The 14411-nt window shown below is 67.6% G+C and carries 12 protein-coding genes; 3 read left to right on the forward strand and 9 right to left on the reverse strand.

Going from position 1 to position 14411, the window contains the following annotated elements; all coding sequences use genetic code 11:
- Position 1 precedes the first annotated feature (1 nt).
- From BW39_RS15745 to yjgA, 5 genes are all read right to left on the reverse strand, one after another.
- A complete protein-coding gene (locus tag BW39_RS15745) occupies positions 2 to 1948 on the reverse strand; it encodes a MacB family efflux pump subunit (RefSeq protein ID WP_043822875.1) in 1947 nt (648 codons plus the stop codon).
- A 2-nt stretch (positions 1949 to 1950) separates the two neighbouring features.
- Positions 1951 to 3132 (reverse strand): efflux RND transporter periplasmic adaptor subunit, encoded by a 1182-nt coding sequence (locus BW39_RS15750; RefSeq protein ID WP_013803516.1) that lies wholly within the window; start codon positions 3130 to 3132, stop codon positions 1951 to 1953.
- Between the two features lie 178 nt (positions 3133 to 3310).
- Positions 3311 to 4522, reverse strand: coding sequence for an ABC transporter substrate-binding protein (locus tag BW39_RS15755; protein WP_012204238.1), 1212 nt, complete (start codon positions 4520 to 4522; stop codon positions 3311 to 3313).
- 207 nt (positions 4523 to 4729) lie between these two features.
- Entirely contained in the window at positions 4730 to 5335 is a 606-nt protein-coding gene (gene mog / locus BW39_RS15760) for a molybdopterin adenylyltransferase (protein WP_013803515.1), read from the reverse strand.
- Positions 5328 to 6005, reverse strand: coding sequence for a ribosome biogenesis factor YjgA (gene yjgA / locus BW39_RS15765; protein WP_043822877.1), 678 nt, complete (start codon positions 6003 to 6005; stop codon positions 5328 to 5330). Before yjgA ends, mog begins: the two co-directional genes overlap by 8 nt.
- 66 nt (positions 6006 to 6071) lie before the next feature.
- Between yjgA and pmbA the strand changes: the two genes are divergently transcribed.
- Entirely contained in the window at positions 6072 to 7481 is a 1410-nt protein-coding gene (pmbA, locus tag BW39_RS15770; RefSeq protein ID WP_012204243.1) for a metalloprotease PmbA, read from the forward strand.
- 54 nt (positions 7482 to 7535) lie between these two features.
- Here pmbA and BW39_RS15775 read toward each other — a convergent pair whose 3' ends face one another.
- The 4 genes from BW39_RS15775 to BW39_RS15790 are packed head-to-tail and all read right to left on the reverse strand — an operon-like array spanning position 7536 to position 11516.
- On the reverse strand, positions 7536 to 8375 hold the full coding sequence (locus tag BW39_RS15775) for a fumarylacetoacetate hydrolase family protein (RefSeq protein ID WP_043822879.1): 840 nt from the start codon (positions 8373 to 8375) through the stop codon (positions 7536 to 7538).
- Between the two features lie 47 nt (positions 8376 to 8422).
- A complete protein-coding gene (locus BW39_RS15780; RefSeq protein WP_043822881.1) occupies positions 8423 to 9403 on the reverse strand; it encodes a Bug family tripartite tricarboxylate transporter substrate binding protein in 981 nt (326 codons plus the stop codon).
- Between the two features lie 32 nt (positions 9404 to 9435).
- Positions 9436 to 10617: a CaiB/BaiF CoA transferase family protein gene (locus tag BW39_RS15785; protein ID WP_052155355.1), complete on the reverse strand. Its 1182-nt coding sequence runs from the start codon at positions 10615 to 10617 to the stop codon at positions 9436 to 9438.
- On the reverse strand, positions 10614 to 11516 hold the full coding sequence (locus tag BW39_RS15790; protein ID WP_043822883.1) for an HpcH/HpaI aldolase/citrate lyase family protein: 903 nt from the start codon (positions 11514 to 11516) through the stop codon (positions 10614 to 10616). The genes BW39_RS15785 and BW39_RS15790 overlap by 4 nt, the downstream gene beginning before the upstream one ends.
- 56 nt (positions 11517 to 11572) lie before the next feature.
- On the opposite strand from BW39_RS15790, the gene BW39_RS15795 reads away from it, so the two are divergent.
- Positions 11573 to 12490 carry a LysR substrate-binding domain-containing protein gene (locus BW39_RS15795; RefSeq protein ID WP_052155357.1) on the forward strand — a complete coding sequence of 306 codons (918 nt, stop codon included), beginning with the start codon at positions 11573 to 11575 and terminating at the stop codon, positions 12488 to 12490.
- Positions 12491 to 12681: 191 nt separating this feature from the next.
- Positions 12682 to 14409: a methyl-accepting chemotaxis protein gene (locus BW39_RS15800; RefSeq protein ID WP_043822884.1), complete on the forward strand. Its 1728-nt coding sequence runs from the start codon at positions 12682 to 12684 to the stop codon at positions 14407 to 14409.
- Positions 14410 to 14411 lie beyond the last annotated feature (2 nt).

The following is a 14411-nucleotide window of genomic DNA, read 5'->3' on the forward strand; positions in this document are numbered from 1 at the left end:
GTCAATCTCTGGAGAGGGCCTGGACGGGGTCCAGGCGCGCCGCGCTGCGCGCGGGCAGGAAGCCGAAGGTGATGCCTATGAGCGAGGAGCAGGCGACGGCCAGCACGATGGAGGCGGCCGAGAACGACAGCTGGAAGCTGGAGCCCGACAGGCTCACTGCCAGGCCCAGGCCCAGCGCCAGAGAGACACCCAGGATGCCGCCCACGATGCAGACCAGCACGGCCTCGATCAGGAACTGCTGAAGGATGTCCGACTGGCGCGCGCCGATGGCCATGCGCACGCCGATCTCGCGCGTGCGCTCGGTCACCGACACCAGCATGATGTTCATCACGCCGATGCCGCCCACCAGCAGCGCGATCATGGCGATGGCCGAGACCAGCAGCGTCAGCGTGGTGCTGGTGCGCGTGATGGCCTGGCGGATCTGGTCGGAGTTCCAGACGAAGAAGTCCTTGGTGCCGTGGCGTTCCGTGAGCAGGCTGGTGGCCGCCTTCAGCGCGATCTCGGCCGGCACCTCGTCCTTGATGCGCAGCGTGATGCTGTCCAGGTGGTACTTGCCGACCAGGCGCGTGGCGGCTGCCGTGTAGGGCACGAAGAAGGTGGGCGTGGAGCCGCCGAAGCTGTTTTGCGCGGGGCGCAGCACGCCCACGATCTCCACGGGCATCTCGCCCAGCATCACCACCTCGCCCAACGGGCTGGGGTTGCCGGGGAAGAGCGCGGTGGCGGCCTTCTGGTCGATGACCGCGACCTGGGCGTGCAGGTCCACGTCGCGCTGGTCGAAGAACCGCCCTGACGCCAGGCGCAGGCCCTTCACGCGGAAGTGCTCGAAGCCCACGCCCGTCACCTGGGCCATGGCCGCGTTCTCGCGGTACAGCGCCGTGACGCTGACCGATACGTTGGGCGTGGCGCTGTCCACGTAGGGCTGCTCGGCCAGGGCCTGGGCATCGGCGGCGACCAGGGTCTCGATGGCGGCGGCGCGCGTGTCTCCGAAGTCCTTGCCCGGGAAGATGTCCAGCGTGTTCGTGCCCAGCTCGCTGATCTGGTTCATCACCTGCTGCTGCGCGCCGCGCCCCAGCGCCACCACCGAGACCACGGCAGAGATGCCGATGATGATGCCCAGCATGGTCAGGAAGGTGCGCAGGCGGTGCGCGTTCATGGCCCGCAGCGCCATGCGCAGCGCTTCGCCGAAGCGGTCGCCGAACATGCGCCAGGAGGCGGCGCGCGGGGCGGCTGTGGCCTCCAGCGGGGGCTTGCTTTCATGCGGGGCGCTGCGCCGGTCCGCGATGATGGCGCCGTCGCTGATCTCGATCACGCGCGAGGCGTGGGCCGCCACGGCCATGTCGTGCGTGACCAGGATGATGGTGTGGCCGTCGGCATGCAGCTCCTGCAGGATGCGCATGACCTGCTCGCCGCTGGCCTTGTCCAGCGCGCCCGTGGGCTCGTCGGCCAGGATGACGGCGCCGCCGTTCATCAGCGCGCGGGCAATGGACACGCGCTGCTGCTGCCCGCCCGACAGCTGGCCCGGCCGGTGCTGCATGCGGTCGGCCAGGCCCAGGCGTTCGAGCAGGGCGGCCGAGCGCGCATGGCGGTCCGTGGGCGCCGTGCCGGCGTAGACCGATGGCAGCTCCACATTGCCCTGGGCCGTGAGGTCGGCCAGCAGGTGGTAGCGCTGGAAGATGAAGCCGAAATGCTCGCGCCGCAGCGCGGCCAGCGCATCGGGGCCCAGCTCGCCGGTCTCGCGGCCGGCGATGCGGTAGCTGCCCGAGGTCGGATGGTCCAGGCAGCCGAGGATGTTCATCAGCGTGGACTTGCCCGAGCCCGAGGCGCCGACGATGGCCACCATCTCGCCGGCCTCGATGGTCAGGTCGATGTCCTTGAGCACGGCGACCGTGGTGTCACCGGCGGGGAACTCCCTGCGCAGTCCCCGCATCTGCAGCAATGGCTGGTCCATGCTCACATTCCCATGGGGTCTGCGGCGGGGGCGTTGTTCGGGCCCGCCTCGCCGATCACCACCTGCTCGCCCGCCTCCAGGCCCGACAGCACCTGGGCCTGGGCATTGGTGCGCAGGCCGATGCGCACCTTGCGCTCGGCGACCTTGCCTTCGCCGTCACGCACGCGCACGGTGTAGCTGTCGTCCTCTGCCCGGCTGCCCAGTGCGGCGGCCGGCACCAGCACGGCCTTGTCGGCCTGGGCCACGCGCACGGTGACCTGGGCGGTCATGGAAGGGCGCAGCTTGCCGTCTGGGTTGGGCACGTCGAACTGGGCGTTGTAGTAGATGGCCTTGGCGGCGGGCGTGGCCGCAGCGGGCGAGGCACCGCCGCCCGCGTCATTGACGATGGAGGTGGGTGCGGGCTCGATGCGCTCAATCTTCGCCATGTGTTTTTGGCGGTTGCTGCCCAGCGTGGTGAACCATGCGGTCTGGCCGAGCTGGATCTTGTCCACGTCGGCCTCGGCAATCTCGGCACGCACGGTCATCACGTCGAGCTTGGCCAGCATGACGATGGTGGGCGTGGTCTGGAAGGAGTTCAGTGTCTGGCCCTGCTTGGTGACCACGGCCACGATCACGCCGTCCATGGGCGCGACGATGCGGGTGTAGCCCAGGTTGATGCGCTCGGTCTCCACCTGGGTGCGTGCCTGCTCGATCTGGGCCTGCAGGGCGCCGACCTCGGCCTGGGCCGTGTCCAGCGCCGCTTTGGCGGCCTCATGGTCGGCGCGCGAGGTGGCGTCGGCCTGCAGCAGTTCCTGCTGGCGCTGGAAGGTGAGCCGGGCCTGGACGAGGGCCGCGCGCCGCGCGGCCAGCTGGGCCTGCAGCGCGGTGACCGAGGCCTCGGCATTGCGCAGCTTGATGCGCTGCGGCTGGGCATCGACTTCGGCGATCAGGTCGCCGGCCTTGACCTGCTGGCCCAGTTCCACATGCAGGCGCTTGACCTGTCCGGAGACCTGGGCGCCCACGGCAACCAGCTCCTTGGCATGCAGCCGGCCCACGGCCAGCACGGTCTGCTCCAGGTTGCCCACGGTGACGGCGGCCGTCGCGTACCGGGTGGCGGGCTTGGCGCTGGCCTTCCACAGTGCGCCCCCGGCGATGATGCAGGCACCCACCACGGCGCCAATGGTCCACTTGCGATTGAACTTCATTCTTCCCCTGCCGCGCGGTCGGCCGCAGGGGAAGAAGTTCCTGCCCGGCGCCGCGCCCAATGCTCGAACTTACCAGTCTGGCGCGGTTCGATGTCCCGGCATTGACCAAGGCATGGAGATTCAGTGGAGAAAAGCGAGGGGCGGGAGCGGCCGGGCTGCCCCCCGGCTCACCGCAAGTTCAGCGCCAGTATTGGCACTTGCTCTCTGCCTTCGTCGTCCAGACCTGCTCGGCCGGCAGCTTCTTGACCAGCTTGTAGTAGTCCCAGGTGCCCTTGGATTCGGCGGGGGATTTCACTTCCATCAGGTACATGTCGTGCACGTAGCGGCCGTCCTCGCGCAGGTAGCCGCTGCCGAAGAAGTCATCCATCTTCATGCCGCGCCAGGTGGCCATGACCTTGTCGGCGTCCAGCGTGCCGGCCTTCTCCACGGCCTTGAGCCAGTTCATGGTGGCCGAGTAGTCGGCCGCCTGGATCTCGCTGGGGCGGCGCTGGGTCTTGGCCATGAAGGCATCGGCGAACTTGCGCGAGGCATCGTTCATGTCCCAGTACCAGCTGGTGGTGAACTGCATGCCCTGGGTGTTCTTCAGGCCCAGGCTGTGCACGTCGGTGAAGAACACCAGCAGGCCGGCCAGCTTCATGTCCTTGGTCACGCCGAACTCGCGCGCGGCCTTGATGGAGTTGATGGTGTCGCCACCCGCGTTGGCCAGGCCCAGGATCTGGGCCTTGGAGTTCTGCGCCTGCAGCATGAAGCTGGAGAAGTCGCTGGCGTTCAGCGGCGTCTTGACCGAGCCCAGCACCTTGCCGCCGCGCGCCTCGATGATCTTGGTGGTGTCCGCCTCCAGCGCATGGCCGAAGGCATAGTCGGCCGTCACGAAGTACCAGCTCTTGCCGCCGGCCTCCACCACGGCCGCGCCCGTGCCCTTGGCCAGGGCCACGGTGTCGAAGGCGTAGTGCACGGTGTAGGGGCTGCACTGCTCGTTGGTCAGCGCCGAGCTGCCCGCGCCGTTGTCGATGAAGACCCGCTTTTTCTCCTGCGCCACCTTGGCCATGGACAGGGCCGTGGCCGAGTTGGTGCCGCCAAACACCAGGCTGATGCCCTGCGTGTCAATCCACTCGCGCGCCTTGCTGGCGGCAATGTCGGCCTTGTTCTGGTGGTCGGCCGTCAGCAGCTCGATGGGCTTGCCCAGCAGCTTGCCGCCGTAGTCGTCGATGGCCATCTGTATCGCCACGGCGCCGTTCTTGCCCTCGACATCGGCATAGAGACTGGACATGTCGGTGATGAAGCCGATCCGAACCTTGTCCTGCTGCGCCAGGGCCGGCGTTGCCAGTGCGGCGGCGCACAGTGCCAGGGCCAGCGGTGTCATCAGCGATGTCTTGGGGCGTTGCTGCATGAAGTCTCCTTGCTTTGGATGGAAAAAGCCCGCTGCTGTTGCGCAGGGGCCGGGGTGATTCCATGCTGGCAGGGACAGGGGCCTGCCGCATTGGGGCAAGCACGGGCTTGGTGGCCCCGGTGCGACAGTCAGGCCGTGCGGCCGCAAAAAAGGCAGCCCTGAGGCTGCCTTGTTGGATGCACCGTGAGGGGCCTCCTGGCCTGGAACTCAGTCAGCAGTGCGCGGCGCGCGCACGGCATTCTTGGGCCGGAAGGCCTTGCACACGCTGTCATCCGTTTCCAGATAGGGCCCGCCGATCAGGTCCACGCAATAGGGCACGGCCGCAAAGATGCCGTTGACCGTTTGCGTGCCATCAGGGTTTTGCAGGCCTTGCAGAGTCTCGGCGATGGCCTTGGGCTGGCCCGGCAGGTTGATGATCAGGCTCTTGCCGCGGATCACCGCCACCTGGCGCGACAGAATCGCCGTGGGCACAAAGGCCAGGCTGATCTGGCGCATCTGCTCGCCAAAGCCCGGCATTTCCTTGTCGGCCACGGCCAGGGTGGCTTCGGGCGTGACATCGCGCAGAGCGGGGCCGGTGCCGCCCGTGGTCAGCACCAGGGAGCAGCCTGCATCGACCAGTTCGATCAGCGTGGCGCTGATGCCGGCCTGCTCGTCGGGGATCAGGCGCGGCTCGAACGTGATGGGGTTCCTGAGCGCGCGGGTGAGCCAGTCCTGCAGGGCCGGCAGGCCCTTGTCCTCATAGACGCCGCTGCTGGCACGGTCGCTGATCGAGACGATGCCGATGCGCACAGCGTCATGGACGGGTTCACTCATCGTCAGCTTCCTCGCCAGCGCCATCACCGTCCTCGGCAGTCTCGCGGCCCGTGCCGCCCAACTGCTGGCGAACCAGCTGGAACAGGTCGCGGTAGGCGCGGCCCTTGCGCTGGGCCAGGCCGGTGGATTCCTGCACATTGGCCTCATGGGCGCCCGGCATGTCCTTGCGGGCCTGGCGGATCAGGGCGCGCAGTTGCTGGGTGTCGGTGTCGGGGAAATAGTCCAGCCAGATGGACAGGGCCGATTCCTCGGCAATCAGGCGGTCGCGCCATTGCTCGGCGGCGTGCAGGGCCATCTTCTCGGCGGCCGAGCCGTTGTGCTGCTCGTCCAGTGCCGCGCGCACGGCGGCGATCTCGGTATCGTCCAGCTTGCGCATGAGCTTGCCGACGAATTGCATCTGGCGGCGCTTGCCTTCGAAATTGGTGATGCGCTTGGCCTCGGCCAGGGCATCGGCCAGCTGGTCGGGCAATTGCAGGCGCTTGAACAGGTCGGAGCGCAGCGTCAGCAAATCCTTGCCGAGGTCCTGCAGGGCGTCGGACTCGCGCTTGAGATCCGTCTTGCTGGAGTCGGGGGTGCCTTTGAGTTCGGCCTTGAGCTGCAGGTCGAGTTCGCTGCCTTCGGCAACGAAGTGACCTTTGACGTAGTAGCCTTTTTTGGGTTTGCGTGACATGGGGTAGGGGACAAATGCAGTGGCGGCGCGGAGAGCGCTGCAGTGGCGGCTATCATAGCCGCCGCTATGAAAAAACCCCGTCCCCGCTCGGCAAGCACCGCCAAACCGCAGGCTGATTCCGGCTTCAGCTACAGCCAACCGTTTTTTGAAGACTTGGTGGACCGTGCCCTGGTCCACGCCAAGAAGCTCGGCGCCACCAACGCCGGGGCCGAGGCTTCCGAGGGCTGCGGCCTGAGCGTGAGCGTGCGCAAGGGGGCTTTGGAGACCGTGGAGCGCAACCGCGACAAGTCGCTGGGCGTGACCGTCTACCTGGGCAACCGCCGTGGCAACGCCAGCACCTCGGACTTCTCGGATGCAGCCATCCAGCAGACCGTGCAGGCCGCCTACGACATCGCACGCTTCACGGCCGAAGATCCCATGGCCGGCCTGCCCGATGCGGCCGACATCGCCCAGCCCGGCACCCACCGCGACCTGCAGCTGTTCCACCCCTGGGACCTCACCAGCGAGGCAGCGGCCGAACTGGCGCTGCAATGCGAGGAAGCCGCGCTGCGCACGCACAAGCGCATCACCAACAGCGAAGGCGCGGGCGTCTCGGCCCAGCAAAGCCATTTCTTCAGTGCCCACACCAATGGTTTCCGTGGCGGCTACGCCAGCTCGCGCCACAGCCTGTCGGTGGCGCCCATCGCCTCGCTGCCCGGGCGCAATGGCGAGATGCAGCGCGATGCCTGGTACAGCTCCATGCGCAACGCGGCCGACCTGGCCTCGCCCGAAGCCGTGGGCCGCTACGCCGCCCAGCGCGCCCTGAGCCGCCTGGGCAGCCGCAAGATCCCGACCACCGAATGCCCGGTGCTGTTCGAGTCCACGCTGGCCGCAGGCCTGCTGGGCAGCTTCGTGCAGGCCGTCAGCGGCGGCGCGCTGTACCGCCGCAGCACCTTCCTGCTCGACTCGCTGGGCAAGCCCGTCTTCCCCAAGCACATCGACATCACGGAAGACCCCTTCATCCTCGGCGGCAAGGGCAGCTCGCCCTTCGACGAGGAAGGCGTGCGCGTGCAGGCCCGCAAGGTGGTGGATGCCGGCCGCGTCGAGGGCTACTTCCTGTCCAGCTACTCGGCACGCAAGCTGGGCATGAAGACCACCGGCAATGCCGGCGGATCGCACAACCTGGTCATGACCTCGCGCCGCACCAAGGCCGGCGACGACCTGCCCGCCATGCTCAAGAAGCTGGGCACGGGCCTGTTCGTGATCGAGCTCATGGGCCAGGGCGTGAACTACGTGACCGGCGACTACTCGCGCGGTGTCAGCGGTTTCTGGGTGGAAAACGGCGAAATCGCCTTCCCCGTGCATGAGATCACCATCGCCGGCAACCTCAAGGACATGCTCAAGGGCATCGAGGCCGTGGGCGCAGATGCCTACAACTACGGCGCCAAGACCGTGGGCTCGATCCTGATCAACCGGATGAAGGTGGCGGGCAGCTGAGCGCTGGTTCAGCTCAAGAATAAAGCGGCTTTTTGAAGCCGCTTTTTTGTGGATCTACACCACTCGCTGCCTCTGCACCCCCAGCCCCTCGATCCCCAGCTCCATCACATCGCCAGCCTTCAGATAGCGCGGCGGCTTCATGCCCATCCCGACTCCCGGGGGCGTGCCGGTGATGATGAGGTCGCCGGGCTCCAGCGTCATCACGCGGCTGCAGTGGCTGATGAGTTCGGCGCAGCCAAAGATCATGGTGCGCGTGCTGCCGCTCTGGCGGCGCTCCCCGTTCACATCCAGCCATAGCTGCAGGGCCTGCGGGTCGGGCACTTCGTCGCGCGTGACCAGCCAGGGGCCGATGGGGCCGAAGCGGTCGAAGCCCTTGCCCTTGCTCCACTGGCCACCGCTGCGGTCGATCTGGTATTCGCGCTCGGACACATCGTTGGCAAGGCAGTAGCCGGCCACATGCTCCAGCGCATCGGCCACGGACACATTGCGCGCGCGCTCGCCGATGACGATGCCCAGTTCCACCTCCCAGTCCATGCGTGTGCTGCCCTCGGGCAGGGGGATGTCGTCGTCGGGGCCGCAGGCGCAGCTGGGCCATTTGGCGAAGAGGATGGGCTCCTTGGGAATGGGCATGCCGGCTTCCTCGGCATGGTCGCGGTAGTTCAGGCCGATGGCGACGAACTTGGACATGCCGCTCCACGGCATGCCGATGCGCACCGGGCCTTGCACCAGGGGCAGCCTGGCGGGGTCGATGGCGGCCAGGGCCCGCAGCGCCTCGCGGCCCAGCAGGCGGGGCGTGTAGTCGTCCAACAGGGCGGACAGGTCGCGGATCCGGCCTTCGGCATCCAGCAGGCCGGGCTTTTCCTGGCCCTCGGGGCCGAATCTCAGCAGTTTCATGGAGTCTCCTTGGAATGCTCTGGAATGTCTTGAAATGGGCCGTCTGCTTAGTCCACCTGGATGCCTGCCTGCCGGATCAACTGGCTCCAGCGTGCCAGGTCGGCTGCCGTCTGCAGCCGCAGTTCTGCAGCGGTGGGGGCGTAGACGCTGGCGCCCATTTTGCGGAATTTCTCGCGCAGTCCGGGTGATGCCTGGGCCTTGTCCACGGCCTGGCGCATGCGCTGCACTTCCTGCGAGGGTGTGTCCTTGGGCGCGTACAGCGCAATCCACAGGTCGCCAACCAGGCCGGCAACGGTGTCGCGGGCCAGGGGCAGGTCGGGCAGGAACTCGCTGCGCTGGTCGGAGAAAACGGCCAGGGCTTTGACGTCGCGGCTTTGCAGGTAGGGCATGGCCGAAGGCAGGGTGCTGATCAGCATCTGTATGCGCCCGGCCATCAGTTCGGTCATGGCCGGGGCCACGCCACGGAAGGGGACATGGGAGGCATCCACCTTTTCGGCGCGCTTGAGGAATTCCATGAGGATGTGCGAGTAGGTGCCGTTACCGGCAGAGCCGAAGAAGTACCTGCCCGGCTCCCTGCGCAGCAAGGCCAGCAGCTCGGGCAGGGTGGACGGCGCAAAGTCCTTGTTGACCAACAGCACATGGGGCACGCTGGCAATGCCGGCCACGGGCACGAAGTCGCGCAGCGTGTCGAAGCCGGGGTTGGCGAACAAGCCGGGGTTCATGGTGACGATGCTGGCTGATGTCAGCAGCCAGATGTTGCTGCCGGCTTCGGCGCGTGCCACGTAGGCTGCGCCGACATTGCCCCCGCCGCCGCCCCGGTTCTCGACCACCACGGGCCGGTCGAGTGCGCCGCGTAGCAGCGGCTCCATGACGCGCGCCACGATGTCGTTGGAGCCGCCCGGCGCGGCAGGCACCACCAGGGTGACCAGTTGCGCAGGGGCCGCGTGGGCTGGCAAAGAGAGCAGGGCGGCGTGGCCCAGGGCCGCCGCCGTGGCGACCCTGGTGAGCAAATTCCTGAGAAAGGCCATGGTATGTCTCCTTCGTTGTATGGGCTGAGGGTTCATTCGGTCGGGGCAGGGTGATCGCTCCAGGCGCCCGGTGGCACCAGGTGCTGGTGCTCTCCCAGCGCAGGGCCCAGGCTGCGGATGGACCCGGGTGTGCGCGACAGGCGCGGAAAGACGTTGTGCATGGGCAGGGGCTGGCCGTCGGCATCGGGGATGCAGGTGATGCAGGCCCTGGCGCGCACATGCTCGTCGGCCAGCAACTGCTCCACGTCAAGCACCGGCCCCACGGTCACCTCCCATTGGCCGAAGTGCAGCAGGTTGTCCTGCAGGCTGCGCTGTGCCACAAAGCCGGCGATCAGCGCGTCCAGCGCATCGACATGTCGCAGCCGTGCCGCGTTGGTGGCGAAGCGGGGATCGCTGCACAGGTCCTTGCGGCCCATGGCCTCGAAAATCCGTTCGGCCATGCGCTGGGTGGAGCCCGACATCACCAGCCAGCGCCCGTCTGCGCACTGGTAGGCATTGCGCGGTGCGGCGATGTCGGCACGGTTGCCCATGCGCCGTGGCCGCTGGCCGGTGCGCTGGAAGATGGCAGGGTCGGGGCCGAGCACGGCCAACATGGGTTCCAGCAGCGACAGGTCCACCACCTGGCCGCGGCCACCATTGGTTTCCACTTCGCGCAGTGCGAACATGGTGGCGCCCACGCCCGCCAGGCCCGCGATCATGTCGGCCAGGCCGAGGTTGGGCAGGGCGGGCGGCTTGTCGGGAAAGCCATTCTTCTGGGCAAAGCCCGAGAAGGCTTCGACCAGGGTGCCAAAGCCGGGCCGTTGCGCATAGGGACCGGTCTGGCCCCAGCCTGAGATGCGCACGATCACCAGGCGGGGATTGCGCTGCAGCAGGACATCGGGTCCCAGTCCGAACTTTTCCAGTGCGCCGTGGCGAAAGCTCTCCACCAGGACCTGTGCCGATTCGGCCAGCTGCAGAAGACTTTGCACATCGGCCCCGTCATGCAGGTCCAGGCAGATGCTTTTCTTGTTGCGCGCGTAGATCTGCCACCACAGCGGCTGGCCGTCGTTCTTCCAGTCGCGCAGGGTGTCGCCGCTTGGCGCCTCGACCTTGATCACTTCGGCGCCGAAGTCGGCCAATTGCAGCGTGAGCATGTTGCCTGCAGCCAGGCGCGACAGGTCTAGCACGCGGATGCCGCGCAGGGGCAGGGCGCCTGTGTTGTCCGTGGCGTTCATGCGGCTTCCCCGGTGCTGCGCAGCAACTGGCGTGCGCGCTGTGCAATGGGTGCATCGACCATGCGGCCGTCAACGGCCGCGGCGCCCTGTCCCTGCGCCAGCGCCTGTTCATAGGCCAGCACGGTGTCGCGCGCCTGGCGCAGATCCTCTTGGCTGGCTCCGAAGGCTGCGTGCACGGCCGCCAACTGGGCCGGGTGGATGCAGGCGGCACCTTGCATGCCCAGTGCGCGGGAGATCCGGGCCAGTTCGCCGAACTGCGCAAGATCCGCATAGCCGCCGATGCTGCCTGCCAGCCCCACGGGATGCAGCCCGGCTGACACGGCTGCGATGACCACGGCCTGTGCCGGCATGGCAAGGGCCTGGGGCGTGGGCGCCACGCCCAATGCAGTGGCGAAGTCCTCGCCGCCAAAGGCCAGCGACACCAGCCGGGGTGAGGCCCGGGCAATGTCCTGCAGGCGCATCAGCCCGGTGGGCGTCTCCACGATGGCCTGCAGCAGCACCGGCGGGCTGCCGTGGATATCGGCCAGGGCTGCGATGCGCTGCACATCGGCGGCAGATTCCACCTTGGGGATGACCAGGCCATCGCAACCAGCCTGCAAGGCGGCCTCGGTATCGGCCTGTGCCAATGCCCTGTCCGCGTTGATGCGCACCAGCACCGGGCACTGCCCGCGCAGGCTGGCGATGGCCGGTTGCAGCATGGCGCGGGCCTGCTCCTTCTGCGCGGGGGCAATGGCGTCTTCCAGGTCCAGCACGAGGGCATCGGCACCGCGCCGCCCTGCGCTGGCCAGCATGCGTGCGGAGGTTGCAGGAACATATAGCAGGGATCGGGGGTGGAACGGCATGGGGCTTGGGTAGCGGAGTGGCGGTAAGCACAATGTAGGCAGCACCTCGCAGCGCATGGCTGAGGAATTCAGAACCGGCCTTCGTGCAAATCGAACCCCTCTTCGGACCTGACATGGAATTGCGCCAGCTCAGATACCTGATTGCCGTGATCGATGCCCAGAGCATCACCCGCGCCTGTGATGTGCTGCACGTGGTGCCATCCGCCGTGAGCCACCAGCTCAAGCTGCTGGAGCAGGAACTGCAAAGCACGCTGCTGGTGCGTGGCGCGCTGGGCGTGCAACCCACGGCCACGGGCCGGCTGCTGTACGGCCAGGCGCAGGCCATCCTGCGGCAGGTGGCCGATGCGCGGGCCTGCGTTCAGGTCGAGGAATCGCAGGTGGCCGGTTCTGTATCGGTGGCCATTGCGGGCAGCATCGCCCAGGTGCTGGCCGTTCCCCTGCTGGCCGCCTGCCGTGAGCGCTGGCCGGCCGTCATCCTGTCCATCCACGAAGGGCTGAGCGGCCATCTGGTGGAGGGCGTGCACAGTGGCCGCTTCGACATGGGCGTGCTCTATGCCTCGGAGGCCACGGCCAAGCTGGAGACGCGGCCCGTGGTACGCGAGCCTTTCTTCTTCGGCTGCGCCCGCGCCCTGGCGCCCGAGGCGGATGGCAAGCCCATGTCGCTGCAGGATCTGGCACGGCATCCACTGCTGCTGCCCAGCCTGCCCAATGCCACGCGCGGTGCGCTGGACCGGGCCTTTGCGGCGCTGGACACCGGCTACCAGGTGGCAGGCGAGGTGAACTCCACTGCCACCCAGATCGGTGCGGTGCGCGCAGGGCTGGGCGCCAGTGTGCTGCCGTGGATCAGCCTGCGCATGCTGCGGCCACGGCGCTCCACGGTGATCCGCCCCCTCGACGTCGAGCACCTCTACCGCGACGTGCTCACGGCCACGAAGCCGCAGGCCGTCCGCAGCCGGGCCAGTGCCATGGTGCTGGCGCAGCTGGAGCACCTGCTGCGGGATATCTACGCGCCCCTGGCTTCCCATCGCTGACTGCGGACCGCTGGCAGCGCCATGCCTGCATGTCGGCAAGGCGCTGTCCTACCGGATGTGCAGGGTTTGGGAAGGCGATTCAGTTGATTCAAATTGTCAAATTTGTTCCTGAATGTGTTTCTTCCGTGCCAGCAGTCTGGCCGGTTTGCGTAGGTGGTTCGAGGGAGAGCGACGTGGGTTTTTTGAGGCGTATGAAGTTGGGAACCATGCTGGGCATGGGTTTTTTCGCGGTGATCGTGGTTTGCGTATGCGTGGCGGCCTTCGGCTGGATGAAGTTGCATGACCAGGGCGAGCAGCTGCGCGTGCTGGCCGAGGACCGCATGGGCAATCTGGCCCGGCTGCAATCGCTCAAGGACAACGCCAATGCGTCGGCACGGGTGGTGCGCAATCTGGCGCTGATCACCGATCCGGCGCAGATGGCCGAGGAGAGCCGCCGGCTGGATGAGGTGGTTGCCAGGAACGGCCTGGTCATGAAGGAGTTGGACCAGCGCCTGCAGACCGAGCAGGCGCGCCGGCTCTTTGCCGACATACGTCAGGCGCGCCAGCCTTTCGTGGAGACCATGCGCCAGGCCGGTGACCTGGGCCTGGCCAACCAGGGCGATGCCGCCAGGGATCTGATCATGGGGCGCCTGCGCTCCTTGCAGACGACCTATTTCGATGCGGTCGAGGCACTGGTCGATTACCAGAAGGCACAGACGCAGGCCACGGTGGACGGCTCGCTGCGCCGCGTGGCCGAAGACGGCGTGGCCATGCTGGTGCTGACGTTGCTGGCCGCCGCGCTGGGCGGACTGGTGGCCTGGATGATCACCAGGACGGTCAAGCAGCAACTGGGCGGAGAGCCCTCCTATGCCGCCGGGGTGGCGCGCCAGATCGCGCAGGGCGATTTGTCCGTGCGGGTGCAATTGGCGCCCGGCGACACCTCCAGCCTGCTGCGCGCCATGGAGGACATGCGGGCCGGCCTGGCGCGCGTGGTCGCCGATGTACGGCAAAGCAGCGAATCGATTGCGACCGGCGCCAGCCAGATTGCCTCGGGCAATGCGGACCTGAGCCAGCGCACGGAAGAGCAGGCCAGCAATCTGGAGCAGACCGCCGCCTCCATGGAGGAGATGAACGCCACCGTCAAGCTCAATGCCGATACGGTGCGTACCGCCACCCAGCTGGCCGCTTCGTCGAGCCAGGCCGCCACTGGCGGCGGCAAGATCGTGGACCGCGTTGTGGCGACCATGGAGCAGATCACCGCCAGTTCCCGGAAGATCGAGGACATCATCGGCGTGATCGACTCCATTGCCTTCCAGACCAACATCCTGGCGCTCAATGCCGCCGTGGAGGCGGCGCGGGCGGGCGAGCAGGGGCGAGGCTTTGCGGTGGTGGCATCCGAAGTGCGCAGCCTGGCCCAGCGCAGCGCGGGGGCAGCCAAGGAGATCAAGGCCCTGATAGGCGAGAGCGTGTCCAAGGTGGACGAGGGCTCGGGCCTGGTGAGCGAGACGGGTTCCGCGATGAAGGACATCGTCCAGCAGGCGCAGCGCGTTGCCGACCTGATCGGCGAAATAGGCGCGGCCACGGCCGAGCAGGCCGACGGTGTGGCGCAGGTGGGCGATGCCGTCGTACAGCTTGACCAGGTCACGCAGCAGAATGCGGCCCTGGTCGAGGAATCGGCGGCTGCTGCCGCAAGCTTGAACGCGCAGGCTGCCAGGCTGGTCGATCTGGTCAGCCTGTTCAAGCTGGACGGGGTGTCCTCGTCCGTGTCCCTGCCCGCGTCCTCACCGGCCCAGGCGCCAGCGCCGGCCGCCGCAGGCAGCAAGGGCGGCCATCGGACGATGGCGTCCGCAGCGGCACCCAGGGTTGCTGCAGCGCCTGCCAAGGTCACCCCGCTGCGCAATGCGGGCGAGCGTGTGGACGAGAACTGGGAAGTGTTCTGACC

Origin of the sequence: Delftia sp. RIT313 (genome assembly GCF_000632165.1) — a bacterium.
In the GTDB taxonomy this organism is placed as follows: Bacteria; Pseudomonadota; Gammaproteobacteria; order Burkholderiales; family Burkholderiaceae_C; genus Comamonas; species Comamonas acidovorans.

What these genes read in the sequence shown, in the direction of transcription:
- pmbA (WP_012204243.1), top strand. Translation starts at nt 6,072, where the DNA reads ATGAAAAAACCCCGTCCCCGCTCGGCAAGCACCGCCAAACCGCAGGCT.
- BW39_RS15800 (WP_043822884.1), top strand. Translation starts at nt 12,682, where the DNA reads ATGAAGTTGGGAACCATGCTGGGCATGGGTTTTTTCGCGGTGATCGTG.
- yjgA (WP_043822877.1), bottom strand. Translation starts at nt 6,005, where the DNA reads ATGTCACGCAAACCCAAAAAAGGCTACTACGTCAAAGGTCACTTCGTT.
- BW39_RS15750 (WP_013803516.1), bottom strand. Translation starts at nt 3,132, where the DNA reads ATGAAGTTCAATCGCAAGTGGACCATTGGCGCCGTGGTGGGTGCCTGC.
- BW39_RS15785 (WP_052155355.1), bottom strand. Translation starts at nt 10,617, where the DNA reads ATGAACGCCACGGACAACACAGGCGCCCTGCCCCTGCGCGGCATCCGC.
- BW39_RS15755 (WP_012204238.1), bottom strand. Translation starts at nt 4,522, where the DNA reads ATGCAGCAACGCCCCAAGACATCGCTGATGACACCGCTGGCCCTGGCA.
- BW39_RS15795 (WP_052155357.1), top strand. Translation starts at nt 11,573, where the DNA reads ATGGAATTGCGCCAGCTCAGATACCTGATTGCCGTGATCGATGCCCAG.
- BW39_RS15790 (WP_043822883.1), bottom strand. Translation starts at nt 11,516, where the DNA reads ATGCGCTGCGAGGTGCTGCCTACATTGTGCTTACCGCCACTCCGCTAC.
- BW39_RS15780 (WP_043822881.1), bottom strand. Translation starts at nt 9,403, where the DNA reads ATGGCCTTTCTCAGGAATTTGCTCACCAGGGTCGCCACGGCGGCGGCC.
- BW39_RS15775 (WP_043822879.1), bottom strand. Translation starts at nt 8,375, where the DNA reads ATGAAACTGCTGAGATTCGGCCCCGAGGGCCAGGAAAAGCCCGGCCTG.
- mog (WP_013803515.1), bottom strand. Translation starts at nt 5,335, where the DNA reads ATGAGTGAACCCGTCCATGACGCTGTGCGCATCGGCATCGTCTCGATC.
- BW39_RS15745 (WP_043822875.1), bottom strand. Translation starts at nt 1,948, where the DNA reads ATGGACCAGCCATTGCTGCAGATGCGGGGACTGCGCAGGGAGTTCCCC.